Origin of the sequence: Pseudoalteromonas phenolica, assembly GCF_044788725.1 — a bacterium.
GTDB lineage: Bacteria > Pseudomonadota > Gammaproteobacteria > Enterobacterales > Alteromonadaceae > Pseudoalteromonas > Pseudoalteromonas phenolica_C.
On the sequence record NZ_CP173161.1, the window covers coordinates 2895228 to 2911820 of the forward strand.

The window sequence follows — 16593 nt, forward strand, 5'->3', positions numbered from 1 at the left end:
ATTGTTTTACTTTTGAAAACTCTTTTTAGAATTTCTTCTAAAAGAATTAATTATCAGCTTTTCCAAATTTTTAAAGAGCAATATTAATTAGCTATAGAGCTAACTAACAATCATCTGTGTGGACACTACGAACAAATCTGTTCTAAATCGTTAAGGAGGTGATCCAGCCCCAGGTTCCCCTAGGGCTACCTTGTTACGACTTCACCCCAGTCATGAATCACTCCGTGGTAAGCGCCCTCCCTAAGGTTAAGCTACCTACTTCTGGAGCAACCCACTCCCATGGTGTGACGGGCGGTGTGTACAAGGCCCGGGAACGTATTCACCGCGGCATTCTGATCCGCGATTACTAGCGATTCCGACTTCATGGAGTCGAGTTGCAGACTCCAATCCGGACTACGACGTACTTTAAGTGATTCGCTTACTCTCGCAAGTTCGCAGCACTCTGTATACGCCATTGTAGCACGTGTGTAGCCCTACACGTAAGGGCCATGATGACTTGACGTCGTCCCCACCTTCCTCCGGTTTATCACCGGCAGTCTCCTTAGAGTTCCCGACCGAATCGCTGGCAACTAAGGATAGGGGTTGCGCTCGTTGCGGGACTTAACCCAACATCTCACAACACGAGCTGACGACAGCCATGCAGCACCTGTATCAGAGTTCCCGAAGGCACCAAACCATCTCTGGTAAGTTCTCTGTATGTCAAGTGTAGGTAAGGTTCTTCGCGTTGCATCGAATTAAACCACATGCTCCACCGCTTGTGCGGGCCCCCGTCAATTCATTTGAGTTTTAACCTTGCGGCCGTACTCCCCAGGCGGTCTACTTAATGCGTTAGCTTTGGAAAAGTTGTCCGAAGACCCCAGCTCCTAGTAGACATCGTTTACGGCGTGGACTACCGGGGTATCTAATCCCGTTTGCTCCCCACGCTTTCGTACATGAGCGTCAGTATTGACCCAGGTGGCTGCCTTCGCCATCGGTATTCCTTCAGATCTCTACGCATTTCACCGCTACACCTGAAATTCTACCACCCTCTATCATACTCTAGTTTGCCAGTTCGAAATGCAGTTCCCAGGTTGAGCCCGGGGCTTTCACATCTCGCTTAACAAACCGCCTGCGTACGCTTTACGCCCAGTAATTCCGATTAACGCTCGCACCCTCCGTATTACCGCGGCTGCTGGCACGGAGTTAGCCGGTGCTTCTTCTGTAAGTAACGTCACAGCTAGCAGGTATTAACTACTAACCTTTCCTCCTTACTGAAAGTGCTTTACAACCCTAAGGCCTTCTTCACACACGCGGCATGGCTGCATCAGGCTTGCGCCCATTGTGCAATATTCCCCACTGCTGCCTCCCGTAGGAGTCTGGACCGTGTCTCAGTTCCAGTGTGGCTGATCATCCTCTCAAACCAGCTAGGGATCGTCGCCTTGGTGAGCCATTACCTCACCAACTAGCTAATCCCACTTGGGCTAATCTAAGGGCGAGAGCCGAAGCCCCCTTTGGTCCGTAGACGTTATGCGGTATTAGCAGTCGTTTCCAACTGTTGTCCCCCACCCTAAGGCATATTCCCAAGCATTACTCACCCGTCCGCCGCTCGTCATCTTCTAGCAAGCTAGAAATGTTACCGCTCGACTTGCATGTGTTAGGCCTGCCGCCAGCGTTCAATCTGAGCCATGATCAAACTCTTCAATTAAAAGTTTTTTGTTTGAAGTAAACTTCAAACCATGCTCAATGAATTCTGATTTTGATTCTTTCGAATCGAATTGACTATGAAGTCACCCAGTTACATTTGAGACTCTAATTTTTTTGCTCCTGAATCAAGAGCTGTTAGAACTCAACCTGCACGAGTGCCCACACAGATGATTGCTTCATATTTTTAAAGAACGTTGTAACTAACTTTGGTTAGTTACCGCAGCCTTGCTGCGAAGTGGAGCGCCATAATAACGACTTCACTTTTTATGTCAACACTTAATTTTAAAAAGTTATTTAAGATTAAGTTTTATTTGACTCGACATCGTTTTGATTTGCTTTTCAGCGTCTCGCCCCGTGTCAGTGGGGTCGCATTATAGGGAGAGCAGAAAATTACGCAAGCCCTTTTTTAAAGAAAAATGCAAAAAACTGACTGTTCGCGTGTATTTTGAACGAAACGCCTATTTTTCGATATTTTCTGTACAAAAAGAAATCAAAATGAAGTAAAACTACAATATTTAAGTCATATAACCCCCCCCTAATCATTCGGGGGAACTTAAGTATTGTCGAGAAGAAAGATAATGCAAGGAAGAAAGGAAATAAATTTGGGCAGACATAAAAATGAATGCCCAATGATTAGTCTGCTTATTACTTTGTAAATGTAATAGCGTCGTTATCTACCGTTACTCTAATTTTATCACCTGGGATAAATTCGCCTGCCAATAGTTTCTGCGCTAATGGGTTTTCGACATATTGCTGTATTGCCCTTTTAAGAGGTCTTGCACCAAACACAGGATCAAAACCATGCGCTGCAATCTTATCTAACGCTTCAGGTAATAATTCGAACTGATAACCTTTCTCGAAAAGTCTGGCCGTCAATTTATCTAGTTGTATATTCGCGATCTCTTTAATATGTTCATCTATTAAAGGATGGAACACGACGGTTTCATCGATGCGGTTTATAAACTCAGGCCTAAACTGAGTAGCAAGAACGCCCATCACCTTTTCTTTTAATGATGTATAGTCGTTTTGACCAGCTTGCTCTTGGATGATGTCAGACCCTAAGTTTGACGTCATAATGATCACTGTGTTTTTAAAATCAACAGTACGGCCTTGACCATCAGTTAAACGGCCATCATCTAAAACTTGTAGCAATATATTGAACACATCAGGGTGTGCTTTTTCTACTTCATCTAATAACACAACAGAATAAGGACGACGTCTAACCGCTTCGGTTAAATAGCCACCTTCTTCATAACCGACATATCCAGGAGGTGCACCAACTAACCGTGCAACTGAATGCTTTTCCATAAATTCGGACATATCAATTCGAACCATGGCTTCTTCAGTATCAAACATAAAGTTTGCAAGCGCTTTTGTTAGTTCTGTCTTACCGACACCTGTTGGGCCTAAGAATAGGAATGAACCAATCGGACGATTTGGATCTGCAAGGCCGGCCCTTGAACGGCGAATAGCATTTGATACCGCATTTACCGCTTCGTCTTGCCCTATCACTTTGTTGTGTAGCTCATCTTCCATCTGTAGGAGCTTTTCACGCTCACCTTGCAGCATCTTAGCTACTGGAATACCTGTCCAGCGTGATAGTATTTCTGCAATTTCGTCTTCACCGACCTGGTTCTTTAACAAACTCATTTCTTGCATTTCAGCTTGAGATGCAAGATCTAGCTTTCTTTCTAGCTCAGGAATTCGACCATATTGAAGCTCTGACATTCTTTGCAAGTCGCTTGCTCGACGCGCAACTTCAAGATCTAATCTCGCTTGCTCTAGCTCACCTTTTATTACTTGCGTGCCCTGTAAAGATGCTTTTTCAGCATTCCACACTTCATCAAGCTCTTTATATTCACTCTCTAATTCTGAAATTAGACTCTGCATTTCAGTACGACGCTTTTGACTTGCTTCGTCTTTTTCTTTCGCCAGTGCATTGTCTTCAAGTTTTAGCTGAATGATTTTTCTTTCTAATCTATCAAGTTGCTCTGGTTTAGAATCAATTTGTAGACGAATAGAACTTCCAGCTTCATCAATTAAGTCAATGGCCTTATCGGGAAGTTGTCTATCTGAAATATAACGATGTGAAAGATTCGCTGCTGCAACAATTGCAGGATCCGTAATATCAACTGAGTGATGAAGTTCGTAGCGCTCTTTTAAACCACGTAAAATTGCAATTGTGTCTGAAACACTTGGCTCGCTTACAAATACTTTTTGGAAACGTCTTTCTAAGGCCGCATCTTTTTCAATGTATTGTCGATATTCATCAAGTGTCGTCGCACCAACACAATGCAACTCACCACGAGCAAGAGCAGGTTTTAACATATTACCCGCATCCATCGCACCGTCGGTTTTACCCGCACCGACCATAGTGTGAATTTCATCAATAAATAAGATCACTTGCCCTTCTTCTTTTGCCAGTTCATTTAGAACCGATTTTAGGCGCTCTTCAAATTCGCCACGGTATTTTGCACCTGCAACCAGTGCGCCCAAATCAAGAGAGAGTACGCGTTTGTTTTTAAGACCTTCAGGTACTTCGCCATTAATGATGCGCTGAGCCAATCCTTCAACAATAGCCGTTTTACCAACGCCCGGCTCACCAATAAGCACTGGGTTATTCTTGGTACGTCTTTGAAGTACCTGGATTGTGCGCCTTATTTCTTCATCACGGCCAATCACAGGATCAAGTTTGCCCTGCTCTGCGCGCTCTGTAAGATCAATGGTGAATTTTTCAAGTGATTGACGTGTGTCCTCAGCATTTGGGCTATCAACTTTTTGACCACCGCGAATGGCTTTAATAGCCTGCTCAACTTTTTTCTGCGTCAGCTGAAGTTCTCTTAAGATTTGCCCAAGCTCACCTTTATCTTCACACGCTGCAAAAACAAATAGCTCACTCGAAATATATTCATCTTTGCGTTTTTGCGCATATTTATCACATAAATTAATAAGAGAAATAAGTTCGTTGTGAAGTTGAACGTCTCCACCAATGCCTGAAACCTTAAAGATTTTATCGATTGATTTGGTTAGCTTATTATTTAGCTCGTCGGCACTGATCCCAGCTTGAGCGAGTAAAGCTCTTACACTTGAGCCATTTTGTTGTAGCAACGCATACATTAAATGCACTGGCATAATAAATTGATGGTCACGGCCTAAAGCCAGTGATTGCGCATCAGAAAGTGCGGCTTGGAATTTACTTGTAAATCTATCTAAACGCATGATGCCTAACTCTTTCTAAAAAATAACTTAGTTACTTTATGGGTATAAGTCAGGTATTGATCAAGGCTCGAGTTAAATTTTAATTATATTTATTTGCGCCAAATCAAGGTCGCTAGACGCCCAGTTTGAACATCTCTACGATAAGAAAAGTACTTTTCTGGTTGTAAGTAAGTACACTCATATTCACTATATATTTCTTTAATACCTAAATCAGATAACTGACGTTTGGCAATTGAGAAAATATTCGCTAAATACTTTTTATTTTCGTGCTTTATGAAATCATCTTTGTGAGATAGGTTAACAGAGATAAAAGCATCAACTACATCTTGACCCACTTCAAATGCCGATGGTCCAATTGCAGGCCCAAGCCAAGCAACTAAGTTGCTTTTTGGAGTAGAAAACTTTGCAACTGTTTTAGCAATGATGCCACCAGCTAAAGGACGCCAGCCGCCATGGATAGCCGCAACCTCTTGCCCATCTTTGCTTGCCAATAAAATAGGTAAGCAATCCGCCGTCATAATTGCAAGTGGTTGATTTCTCAAGCGAGTAAAAAGCGCATCGGCTTTTGGTCTGTTTTGCAATGATAACTCATTCACTCTATGAGTCACTTCAGTGATTTCACTGCTGTGTACTTGGTCTAACCAAAATGCTGGAGCTGGTAAAAACTCATTCAATATTTGATGATTGGCCAGAACGGTTTCATGGTTATCACCGACATGAAAACCTAAATTCAAACTTGAATAAGGTGATATTGATTTACCACCTAAACGTGTAGTTTGAATTGTGCCTACAAGCTGATGTAACGGCCAATCTACTAATTGCATTTTAATAGACTAAATCAGGATTAACTTTGGTGTCATCACGTAATGCCTGAGTTAAAATTTGCATATCCTCAGGAATTGGCGCTTCCCACGTCATTTGCTCCCCTGTGATTGGATGCGCAATGCTTAGTTTAACAGCGTGGAGTGCCTGACGTTTAAAGTCGCGCAGTTGAGCGAATAATTCCGGTGTAGCATTACGAGGCGGGCGAGGACGACCACCATATAATTGATCACCTACAAGCGGATGCGTTAAATAAGCCATATGCACACGAATTTGGTGAGTACGACCTGTCTCTAGTCTTAAGCGTAAACGCGTATGTGCTCTAAACTTCTCAGCAACACGGTAATGTGTTACCGCCGGTTTACCCATTTCGTGAATGGCCATATGTGTACGTTTTGTAGCATGACGGCCAATTGGCTTTTCAACCATACCGCCCGCAGTCATAGTGCCATTACAAATCGCTTCATACTCACGGGTGAAATTGGTACGTTTTTGCAGCGCTTTAACTAGATGTGTTTGCGCTTGAATCGTTTTCGCAACAACCATTAAACCCGTTGTATCTTTATCTAGACGATGAACAATACCCGCTCGAGGCACGTTAATAATGTCTGGATGATGATGTAACAAAGCATTTAAAACGGTACCATCTGGGTTACCTGCTCCTGGGTGAACAACTAACCCCATAGGTTTATTGATCACGATAATGTCATCATCTTCGTAAACAATATTTAGGTCTATATCCTGAGCTTCGTACTCGCGCGGTGCTTCTATTTGTGTCTCGATGGAAATTAACTCTCCACCTAATAGCTTTTCTCTTGGTGTCGCTAATACCTCACCATCGACGGTGACTTTTTCATCTAAAATCCAAGTTTTTATTCTTGAACGTGAAAAATCAGGGAACATTTTCGCCAAAATCTGGTCTAGACGTTTACCGCCTAATTCAGTTGGCACTTCGGCTTGTAGAGAAATTTGCTCAGACATCTGTTAGTTTACCTAAATTACCAGTGCAAGCTTAGCTCGACTGGGTTAGAATCGCATAAATGCATAGTTTACTCGGTTTTGCCATCTTGGCCTAGCCGAAGACACCAAAGGTAGTAAAATAAAATGATAACTAAATTAGGGAAACGCGCCTTTGCCATCCTAGTAAGTACTTCTTTCCTAGGTCTTGCGGCCTGTTCTTCAGCACCAGAGCAAGAAGATATTGAACGTGTACCAAATAAATCAGCGCAAGCACTTTATGAAGATGCTAAGTCAACATTAGACTCTGGCCTTTATGCTCGTTCGATTGAACTGTTGAGCGCGCTTAACTCTCGTTATCCGTTTGGTCCACATGCACAACAAGTACAAATGGACCTTGTATTCGCACACTACAAAACAGGCAATACTGACCAAGCACTCGCAACAATTGACCGCTTTATTCGTTTAAATCCAAACCATAAAAACTTAGATTACATGTATTTTATGCGTGGTTTAGTCAATATTCAGGCTGATAAAAATGCCTTCCAAGAATACTTCGGCATCGATAGAGCCGACCGAGATGCAAGCCGTACACGCGTTGCTTTCCAAGATCTTTCTACATTAGTAGATAGCTACCCAGACAGTCCATATGTACCTGAAGCAAAAAAACGCCTTGTTTGGTTATTAAATAAAATGGCCCGTTACGAAATCAAGGTAGCTGAATATTATTTTGAACGTGAAGCGTTTTTAGCAGCAGCAAACCGTGGTAAATATGTGGTAGAGCACTTTTCACAAAGTAGCTATTTAATTACTGCACTTGAGATCATGGAAAAAAGCTATGCAGAGCTTGGTCTGGATGAACTTAGTAAACATGCGCAACAAACTCGTTTACTAAACGAACAACAGCGACAAGTGAATTAATTTATATGTACATACAAAAACGGCGCTCATCGAGCGCCGTTTTTGTTTCATATATTTAAATAGCTTCTTCGTCTTCTTCACCTGTACGAATACGCACCACGCGCTCAACTTCTGTTACGAAAATCTTACCATCACCGATTTTTCCAGTCTGCGCCGTTTTTAAAATCACATCGATAGCCCTGTCAACATCTTCATCTGCTAACACGATATCAAGTTTTACCTTTGGTAAAAAATCGACCATGTACTCAGCACCCCTGTATAGCTCAGTATGGCCTTTTTGACGACCAAAGCCTTTTACTTCACACACGGTCATACCGGTAATGCCTATTTCAGACAAAGCTTCACGAACATCATCGAGTTTAAAAGGTTTTATTATTGCTTCTATTTTTTTCATGGCGTTTATTTCCTTAGCGAGTGGGTCGATTTTAGACAATCCCACAATTCATAGCAAACAAACTCGTTGCAAACATTGAAGAAAAAGCTTCATAATGCAGTGTGCTACAATTGAATAATTGCTCTTCTTTAGGCTTTAATATGAAACATCGCGGCTTCACATTATTAGAACTGCTTATTACCATTGCTATCTTAGCCATTCTTGTGACCTTATCTTTTTCAGGTAATACAGACTTAAACGAAAAAACTCGTGCAGAATCTTATATGCTTGAATTAAAAAGGCATATTACATTTGCTCGCGCAAAAGCCACCACCAGCGATGAAATCGTTATTTTATGCCCTGTTGACTCGACCAAATTAGCTGCAAATGAAAATCTGACTTGTATAAATAATTGGCGGAACAATCAAGTTATCTCTTTCATTGATAAAAATAATAACGGTATTTATGAAGTAGGTAATGATGACTTACTACGAGTAATGGAGAAACTCGCTGCAAACGATAACCTAAAAGCACCTGATACACGTGTAAGATTTGATAGCAGTGGTCGAATTGTAAATAGTAATGGTGGTAAATTCATCTACTGCCCACTTAATAAAACTGAACATGCCAAAGTTATGACATTGACCGTTGGAGGAACAACTCGTTATAACGGTGATGCAGAGGATGCTGATAACTGCTTATAAAACCTTTTGACAAACTAATACTTTATTCTATATTTATATTTACAATTTAATCTCTTTAAGGTTGCAAGGATGGCAGCTCAAACAACATTTCAATATTCACGTGGTTTGACACTCATTGAGTTACTCGTGACACTTTCTTTAATTATTATTCTTACACTTTTGGCAGTTCCCTCTTTCAATAATGTATTACATAAAAATAGGCCTGAAGTAGCGCTAAAACAGATAAAGCGACAAATATTTCTCTCGCGAGGCTATGCAATAACCCATGATAAATACATTAGTTTTTGTGGCTTAGTTCAAAATAAGTGCCATAAAGATCTGTGGCATGAATCACTAACCAGCTTTGTCGATACTAATAGAAACCATGTGTTAGATGGCGATGAGGAAGTATTATATGTTATCGACCGAATCAACATACAAGATGAGCTCTCTTATCCAAGGCATGCCATTACTTTCAAACCCGATGGTAGTTTAAAGGGTCTAGCTAATGGCACATTTGTTTATTGTGCTTTTGATCTGGAAGGAAAACCAACTGGGCTTGAAATGAGTATTAATAATGCGGGTCGTGCAAGGATGAGGGATACCAGAAAATGCAAAGAGCGCATTTAGCGCTCCCAACAATCATCCGTATCACTTGTGCCTGTTGACCCTTTCATTCCCGTATCGGTTATTGTGAAAGTCGTACACGCTGTATCTCCCGCGACAGCACCAGCAGCGGCTGTCGCAGTTATCGTGAACGAGGTGCCTGTATTCGGCACATCAACAGAAATCGTGAAATATCCATTTTCACTTGTTGTAGGCACATTAATTAAGCTCAAATCATCTGCATAGCTTCTATTATCAGCATAGTACTGCTCTTGTTTATTGGCAGCATCTAAAAGTAATACCATTGCATCTGATCGCGCGGCTCTCTTGACGTATTCCGTATACTGAGGATAAGCGACAGAGGCTAGGATGCCCGCTATCGCAACAACAATCAGCATTTCGAGCAAGGTAAAACCCTTTATATGATTACTTTTCATCATGATCCTCTCGTTTGTAAATATACATTTGCTTTGTCGTAATACCATGCACTTCATTACTCAAAAATGTTGGCTGCCCCGCGCTATTAAGTTTTGGTAAGGGGCCCGCTACTTTTGCACTTAAAAATGGCTCACTCGGTTTACTACCGTCAGGACCTTTCCCTCCTGCAGAGTCAGTACTCTTTAATTCAATATTTAAACGGCCTGTGCTGCGTTTGTATCCCCCTTCTGTTTCTGATTCTTTATGGTAAAGGATCACAGGTGTACTGGGGACTTCTCTCTCGGTGTCATACCTGATCTTCTGGAACACGCGCGCACCATAATGCAAATGTAAAGCATATAAAGAACCACCGCCACTGCCTACCGAACATTGGTCTATCGTAGTATCTAAGTGTGGTGTGAATGAAGTAAAGTAAGCAATACCACCTACGACAGTTGCTTTTGCTAACGATTTTTCTCCAGACCTAAGTTGATATTTCCACCCTTTAAGCGCACCTAGTTCCGCTTCTTTTTCGTAAAAAGCTTGTTTAGACGTTGCTTGGTAGAAAGGTTCATCTTTTACTTGCATAAGCTGGCTATGGTAAATCGTATCTGGTATCTCATCACCTTGGTATGAGCGTGTTACCGTGTTTTCATCACGTATCACATAGAGCTGGTTATTCACTATTTTCTCAAGAGGACTTGCTCTATTACCGCTGCCAATAATAATCGCTTCATAGGGCACTTCTCTTCGCGTTGTATACGATCCGTTGCTAGTTATTGTCTTGGTGACTTTACTAAAGAAAGTACGAGCGACTAATGGTTGATAAAAGAAGCGTCTATCATCTCTGTCTTTTGAACCTGCTAACTCTGCAAATTTAAAGTGGGTCCATGGGTTATCAGTGTCATTTGCTTTATCTCTAGGCATATCAACCCGCCAAATGTTGCCACCGGTATCTGCAGCATAGATCCTATCTGTAAAGCCATCATAATCAGAATCCATGAGTGAAACATCTGCCGCAATACTATGAAGGCCTTTAAATTTACTTGCTTTTTCAGTATTGATACTCGGTCCACCCGGTGTCAACGACCAAACTAGATTGCCACTCTCAGCGTCTACAATGAATAAACCTCGGCCCCTGCTATCTTTCGTCTTCGAAATATTGTCTTTATTGGTATCGTAACCTGCACCAAAAATCACCACAGGCTTTTCTTCTTGCGAACGAATATAAGTAACTAAGGGCTTTGACCATGACTGAGCTAATTCTTCAAACCCTGTTTTTTCTGGTGTTATTGGTTTATTCCATAACATTTTAGGTTTATCAGGACTCGTTATATCTAACGCATAGTAAGCTGTACCCCCTCTTCTAAGCCCAAAAAACAGCCATACTTTATCTGTACCATTAACAATATTATCTCGGTTAATATCTTTATGGAATACCGTTATTGGACCATCAACACCATAAAGCTTGGTCCCATCCTGCTTATTCATTAGAGGCTTATGAATGTCAAGCAACTGACCTGGTAAAAACGCCCAACTTTCATTTACTGTATTGCCATTATCTTTGAAGGCATGCAAAACACCTGAATTAGTGCCAACAAAGACTCTAATATCATTGTTACCATAATCCATGGTGACTGGTTTTGAATGAAGCGGATCACCAAAGATGTCTTTTCTTATATTTGAGTCACTGTTTTCATTTAATACATCTTTACCTGAAGCCCAATTCATTATTTGCTTGGCTTCAGTGTTATTCTTTGCACGAAATAGCTCTCTTAATCTTTTTGCCCCGACTTTATTTTTCGCTTTATTCCATTTGAAATCTATCAGGGCTCCTTCCCCGAAATCAGAAAATAGTTTTCGAGAGGTTTGCTTAGATAATTGGTAATTCACACCGCCTTGCTCAATATTATTACCGTCATTCGAACCAGGCTTAGACCAAAACGTTGTCGCATCTTTACTGATGATGCCATCTTGCGCATCAAGTGCTGGCTTATTCGACATGTCAATGATTTCACCATCTTTAACCTGTAGTTTTTTTAGGTTACCTTTCCAGCGAGTGTGTTTCTCAGGCAAAAACATGGTGTAGTAAAGAGAGTTACCACTTTGTGTTTGATCTGAGCTATTCATTGATACCGAAGGAGACACAAAACTTGAGTTTCGTTGGTTTATGGCAACCAAAATTTTATTAAAGTCTTCTTTTAATTTTTCTGCAGTATCCGCTTGATAGTATTTACCACCGCCTAGTTCGGCGGTTTTTCTTAAAATTTTCTCACCAGCACCACTCATTCCCTCACCAAAACCAATGGTGTATACATAAGCTGTGTCTTTTAAATCAGATGTATTCGGGTAAAGATCGACTTCGACAGGATCTTTACCACCTCTGCCATGCATAGCTGCTGCCAAAGCCGGCATATAACTTTTCTCTATAACAGGCGTATCTTGTTTGAATGTATTTTTATAGAGTTTAGAGATATCTGAATTCGAACTCGTATCAACAGAGGGATCACCATCAGTCATTAAAATTACATTCACAGCGCTATTACACCTTTGCTCTCCAGCTTTTGGGGTAAAAGGAGAGATGTATTTACTCCCTGATTCAATATTTCGGTCTCTTCCAATAGAGTAGTAATCAGCATAATCTCTGTCTTCACCGATTAAGTACAAATAAGCCTCCCAAAGAGTTTCGCTCAAAGGAGTCCCCCCATTGGCCTCTAGGGTATTAATTTTATTTTTTATATCCGATTTGCTAGAACCTATCCCAGAAAGTACATACCCTCCTTCATTGTCGCTGTTAAATCGCATCAAGCCAAAATCTACATTCTCATTCGCTTTATCTTCAATCAGGTCTGTTATGGTATCTTTTGCAACACCTAAACGATTATCCGGGCAAAGTATCCATCTTCTACGATAAGAATCATAGCCACAGCTGGTACCATACTCACTCGAAAATGCCATACTGCCTGAGGTATCAAATACAATCATTACCCGAGGCTTTTCTTCAATATTGATTTTATGTTTAACAAAAAGTTCGATATCTTCAGATTTTGCAGTTGATGCGAGCATTAAAGATACAAGACCAAAAAATACACTATATTTCATCTTAGCTGCCCTCATTGTGACTAATGATTTCTTGACCAATCCCTATGACCACTGTAATTGTATGTTTATTCTTTGACCCATAGGTTATGGTTGACTCCATTTCCGTTAGATTACATGTTAAGCCATCTGTATAAGCGAACTGTCTTGGGCAGTGTAATTCCATTTCACCGTTATTTAAGTTTTTAAGTGTATTCGTCATATGTGAAGGGGTTGAGGGCGAACTCATATCCATACCATCATCAGGCATTTGTTGACGCTTGAGTGTAAATCGATTGTTGGCACTGGTCCCTTCTGCAACTATGAGTTTATGGATCTCACCAATAAGTTCGGTTTCTGCCTCTGCACGCTCTTGTGCTGCATTGGTGATCTTTAAATCGATACTACTGCTACTCATTAAACTTACAGCTACTGCTGTGACAGCCACTATCATGATCATCGCTGTAATGAGTACTACGCCTTTTTGTTTATTTACATTCGCCATGCTGTAGACCCCACATTATTCAGTCGAATCGTTGTTGTGAAAACCGTGCGTCTAAAGTTATCAGTGAAAGTACGCACTCTCTTATCTTCATCTAAACCTAAGGTGTAAGTTTGACTTGTGAGTTCTAAATCAGCATCGGCCTCAAGTGACCTTACAAGTAAAAACACCTGCACAGTCAAAATCCCATCCGTATTTTCCCAAAGCGCTGCTGTCATGTCTTCGGTACTACGATATGTGTCAACTTTGTTATCTGCATCACTATCTATACCGAACACCATACGCAAGTCTTCAATCCCTTCCATAATTGGTTCTGTAGTCAATCCACCTTCAACCGTAAGGCGTTTTCTCATCAATACAGGAACAGTTATGCGACGGTTATTTATGGTAAGCTCTTGCTCATTTATATAGTAAACATGGTGGCTATATGGCCACAAAGTAGCGTTCACAGTAGGAAGTGGATTACCTGCATCTTCCCCCGAAATAAACTGCGCTTTCTCTTGCTCTGCAATAAAATAATAGCGATTAGTGTTTGGTTTATTTGCCGGGGTTGGGATGATTTGTCGCCCCTCTAAAAATTTAACTTGGATTACATCCGTGTTTTCTTTTGAGCCATCAATACAACCCAGCATTTTGTTACCATCGGACACTTCAGCATAAACAGGTCTGAAGTTGGTCGGGGTAGTATCAGGGAAGCTACCGTTATTTAATCCACCAAAACAATCAGGATCAGGGTTTGCAACACTCGTGGTGTTATCTCTAGAAAACTCAGCTTCGTAAAATGTTCCCCAAAAACCAATCTGCTCAATGTCTCTTCGTAAGATTGATAATGTTAGACGACCCGTTTCTTGTAATTCACCAATTGCCATAGTATCTCGGGTTGTTGCTTTCATACTGACATAAGTGACAATAACTCCACCTAAAATCAGCATTCCGATGAACATAGAAATCAGAAACTCTAAAATTGTGAAACCTTTCTGCTTCATTTTATCCTCTGATCAATAAGTAACTATCTAATTTAACTAAGCGGCGTCTGTCGTCCACATCGCCACATTGAATTGCTTTTGTTGCATCAGATGCTTTAAAGTCTTGCCGGCCGCGCCAAGTCACTATCACACTAACATCAAAGCCCATCCCTGCTGTATTTGCGACAGGTGAAATATTAATACATACGGTTGCTTCATCTAAAGAGCCTGTATTTTCTCTAGCTCTAATCGCCGCTTTCCAGTTTTCAAGGTCAGTGAGTGCAATATTCTGTGCTGTACATGCATCTGAATAACAATCGTCTTTTGGTTTGAGATCGGTGGTGCTACTGAAAGTTTGCTTATAAAGCGCAACGATATCTTCGGTATCATTCGCTCTTATCCGCTGCATAATATCTTCACCCAGTGAGATTGCAGCTGCACGTTGCATAGAGTCAAAACTGGCTTTTTTAGCTTGCGCCTGTAATGCTACGGCACCTAAAAGGCCGAAACTGAGCACCATAAAAGCAATAAGCACTTCAAGGAGAGTAAACCCAGATTGTGTTCGATTTAAGGTTGGCATACACAGTCAAAATAGATTTATGATTTGTGCATTGTTTAAGATTTAAATACTAGAAGCAATTTTTGAAAGGATAAGCGGTTTTTATTTCTGACAAACGGTCTATAAATGATTTTTTATTGCAGAATAAGCACGACGGCTTACCACTAACTTTTCAGAAAAATCTTCTAAACTAACCAGAGTTCCTGATTGTGTATGTTCGAGTTGCTTTATGGATTTTGCTTTCACTAATGTGTTTCGGTGAATTTGTACAAAATGTTCAGGGTAAAGATTGAGTAGCTTTTTAAGGCTTAAATCAATTGTCGCATCACCACCCTGAAAGTAGATCTGCGTTAGCTTATCTTCCGCTTTAGCCACTATCACATCATCAATATCGACCCAACGGGTTTGATTTCCCACTTGATACTGAATACGAGGCTTAAACAAACGCTCTAAAAGTGAAAACAAATCCGATTGATTCACAGGCTTAACCAAAAAACCAGCAGCAAACACATTAAAGGCTTGAAGAGCAAATTCACTATGGGCGGTAACGAAGATAATTTTTAAATCTCGATATTTCTGATTGAGCAACTCAGCAGTTTTAAGGCCATCAAGCCCTGGCATATTGATATCAAGAAACAATAATTGAACTGAGTGCTCATTTATAGCCGGCTCAACCTCATCACCAGAACTAACTTGTGCAACACACTCATAATGTGGCCAAGCTGATAGTAAACGAATAATTCTCGCTCTTGCTAAAGGCTCGTCATCAGCGATGATGTACTTCATGCTTTAGCTCCAGTGGGAATACGTAACTCTGCCACGAACTTATCCTGCTCAATTGTCGTTTGCAAACTTGCACTATTTCCAAAATGAAGCTCAATTCGAGCTTTAATATTCGACAGTGCGATCCCCTGCCCTGAATGACTACTACAGTCATGATGATTGATTGGATTAGTTATCTTAATAACTATTTGCTCAGCAGAATCCAAAATAAACACTTTAATTTGGCTTTTATTGCCACTCGGTTCAACACCATAATTCACTGCATTTTCGAGCAAAGGCTGAATCGATAAAACCGGCACTTGGCTTGCCAAGTTGTAAGAATCAATCTGCCAAATAACTTCAAACTTATCACCAAAGCGCCATGCTTCAATCGCCAAGTATTGCTTTGATAGGTTTATCTCATCTTCTAGGGTGGTTAACTGTTGAGTGCGCATGGCGGCTTGCGATAAACGCGCAAGATTTAACGTCGCTTGTTCCGCGGCTTGAGGGTCAACATGAGTTAACTCTGCAATCGTATTAAGGCTGTTATTTAAAAAATGCGGTCTTATACGAGCATGCAATGCATCTAGCTCCACCTTTGAGAGCGTTTTAATCGTCTCTACTCGCTCAGCATAAATGCTCATCAAGTAAATGAAAAACAGCTGCATCCCTAGCCCCAGCACACAGTGCTGAGTTGCAATAGTCCAATCAATTTGCCCTGCAATATAATGCTGTGACAATAAACTTAGAATTAAGGTGTTTGTCTGAAAAATAGCTAAAATTATAAGGATTTCTGAATGAGAACTGAGTTTTGATAGCTGCGTTTTTAAGCCGTAAACAACAGCCAAGCTCGTCGTACTGACAAGGTGAATGAATAGACTAATTAAACCTAGGCGCTCCCACGCAGAACCAACACTCATCGGGGCAAACGCTAGCAAGGTTGCTAGTAATTGTGCGATAACGAGCATGGCAAGTACGCCACGCTCAGTGACCATGATTGGCAGCAATGCAGATGTTAAATCGGGCGATTTAAACCTTGCTGCCAT

General features: G+C 41.0%; 14 protein-coding genes and 1 rRNA gene. 3 read left to right on the top strand and 12 right to left on the bottom strand.

Annotated elements, in window-relative coordinates; genetic code table 11:
- Window positions 1–151: 151 nt before the first annotated feature.
- The 4 genes from ACH784_RS13175 to rluD all read right to left on the bottom strand — a co-directional run bounded on the left by ACH784_RS13175 (window position 152) and on the right by rluD (window position 6705).
- A 16S ribosomal RNA gene (locus ACH784_RS13175) occupies window positions 152–1684 on the bottom strand.
- A gap of 644 nt (window positions 1685–2328) precedes the next feature.
- Entirely contained in the window at window positions 2329–4902 is a 2574-nt protein-coding gene (gene clpB / locus ACH784_RS13180) for an ATP-dependent chaperone ClpB (RefSeq protein WP_404390898.1), read from the bottom strand.
- A gap of 89 nt (window positions 4903–4991) precedes the next feature.
- Entirely contained in the window at window positions 4992–5726 is a 735-nt protein-coding gene (pgeF, locus tag ACH784_RS13185; RefSeq protein WP_404390900.1) for a peptidoglycan editing factor PgeF, read from the bottom strand.
- A 1-nt stretch (window position 5727) separates the two neighbouring features.
- On the bottom strand, window positions 5728–6705 hold the full coding sequence (gene rluD, locus ACH784_RS13190; protein WP_404390902.1) for a 23S rRNA pseudouridine(1911/1915/1917) synthase RluD: 978 nt from the start codon (window positions 6703–6705) through the stop codon (window positions 5728–5730).
- A gap of 123 nt (window positions 6706–6828) precedes the next feature.
- On the opposite strand from rluD, the gene ACH784_RS13195 reads away from it, so the two are divergent.
- Entirely contained in the window at window positions 6829–7602 is a 774-nt protein-coding gene (locus tag ACH784_RS13195; protein ID WP_404390904.1) for an outer membrane protein assembly factor BamD, read from the top strand.
- A 55-nt stretch (window positions 7603–7657) separates the two neighbouring features.
- Here ACH784_RS13195 and glnB read toward each other — a convergent pair whose 3' ends face one another.
- Entirely contained in the window at window positions 7658–7996 is a 339-nt protein-coding gene (glnB, locus tag ACH784_RS13200) for a nitrogen regulatory protein P-II (RefSeq protein ID WP_404390906.1), read from the bottom strand.
- Window positions 7997–8136: 140 nt separating this feature from the next.
- Between glnB and ACH784_RS13205 the strand changes: the two genes are divergently transcribed.
- Both ACH784_RS13205 and ACH784_RS13210 read left to right on the top strand, forming a co-directional pair.
- Window positions 8137–8679, top strand: coding sequence for a GspH/FimT family pseudopilin (locus ACH784_RS13205; RefSeq protein WP_404390908.1), 543 nt, complete (start codon window positions 8137–8139; stop codon window positions 8677–8679).
- A gap of 69 nt (window positions 8680–8748) precedes the next feature.
- A complete protein-coding gene (locus ACH784_RS13210) occupies window positions 8749–9288 on the top strand; it encodes a GspH/FimT family pseudopilin (RefSeq protein ID WP_404390910.1) in 540 nt (179 codons plus the stop codon).
- Here the strand turns inward: ACH784_RS13210 and ACH784_RS13215 are convergent.
- From ACH784_RS13215 to ACH784_RS13245, 7 genes are all read right to left on the bottom strand, one after another.
- Window positions 9285–9701 (bottom strand): type IV pilin protein, encoded by a 417-nt coding sequence (locus tag ACH784_RS13215; RefSeq protein WP_404395272.1) that lies wholly within the window; start codon window positions 9699–9701, stop codon window positions 9285–9287. The two genes, ACH784_RS13210 and ACH784_RS13215, sit on opposite strands and share 4 nt — an antisense overlap.
- A complete protein-coding gene (locus tag ACH784_RS13220; protein WP_404390912.1) occupies window positions 9691–12783 on the bottom strand; it encodes a PilC/PilY family type IV pilus protein in 3093 nt (1030 codons plus the stop codon). The genes ACH784_RS13215 and ACH784_RS13220 overlap by 11 nt, the downstream gene beginning before the upstream one ends.
- A gap of 1 nt (window position 12784) precedes the next feature.
- Window positions 12785–13264, bottom strand: coding sequence for a pilus assembly protein PilX (locus ACH784_RS13225; protein ID WP_404390914.1), 480 nt, complete (start codon window positions 13262–13264; stop codon window positions 12785–12787).
- Window positions 13252–14247 (bottom strand): PilW family protein, encoded by a 996-nt coding sequence (locus ACH784_RS13230; protein ID WP_404390916.1) that lies wholly within the window; start codon window positions 14245–14247, stop codon window positions 13252–13254. Before ACH784_RS13230 ends, ACH784_RS13225 begins: the two co-directional genes overlap by 13 nt.
- Before the next feature lies 1 nt (window position 14248).
- The gene (gene pilV / locus ACH784_RS13235; protein ID WP_404390918.1) at window positions 14249–14806 is read right to left on the bottom strand and encodes a type IV pilus modification protein PilV; all 558 of its coding nucleotides are present in this window, start codon (window positions 14804–14806) and stop codon (window positions 14249–14251) included.
- 99 nt (window positions 14807–14905) lie between these two features.
- Window positions 14906–15571, bottom strand: coding sequence for a LytR/AlgR family response regulator transcription factor (locus tag ACH784_RS13240; RefSeq protein ID WP_404390920.1), 666 nt, complete (start codon window positions 15569–15571; stop codon window positions 14906–14908).
- Window positions 15568–16593 (bottom strand): sensor histidine kinase, encoded by a 1026-nt coding sequence (locus ACH784_RS13245; protein WP_404390922.1) that lies wholly within the window; start codon window positions 16591–16593, stop codon window positions 15568–15570. Before ACH784_RS13245 ends, ACH784_RS13240 begins: the two co-directional genes overlap by 4 nt.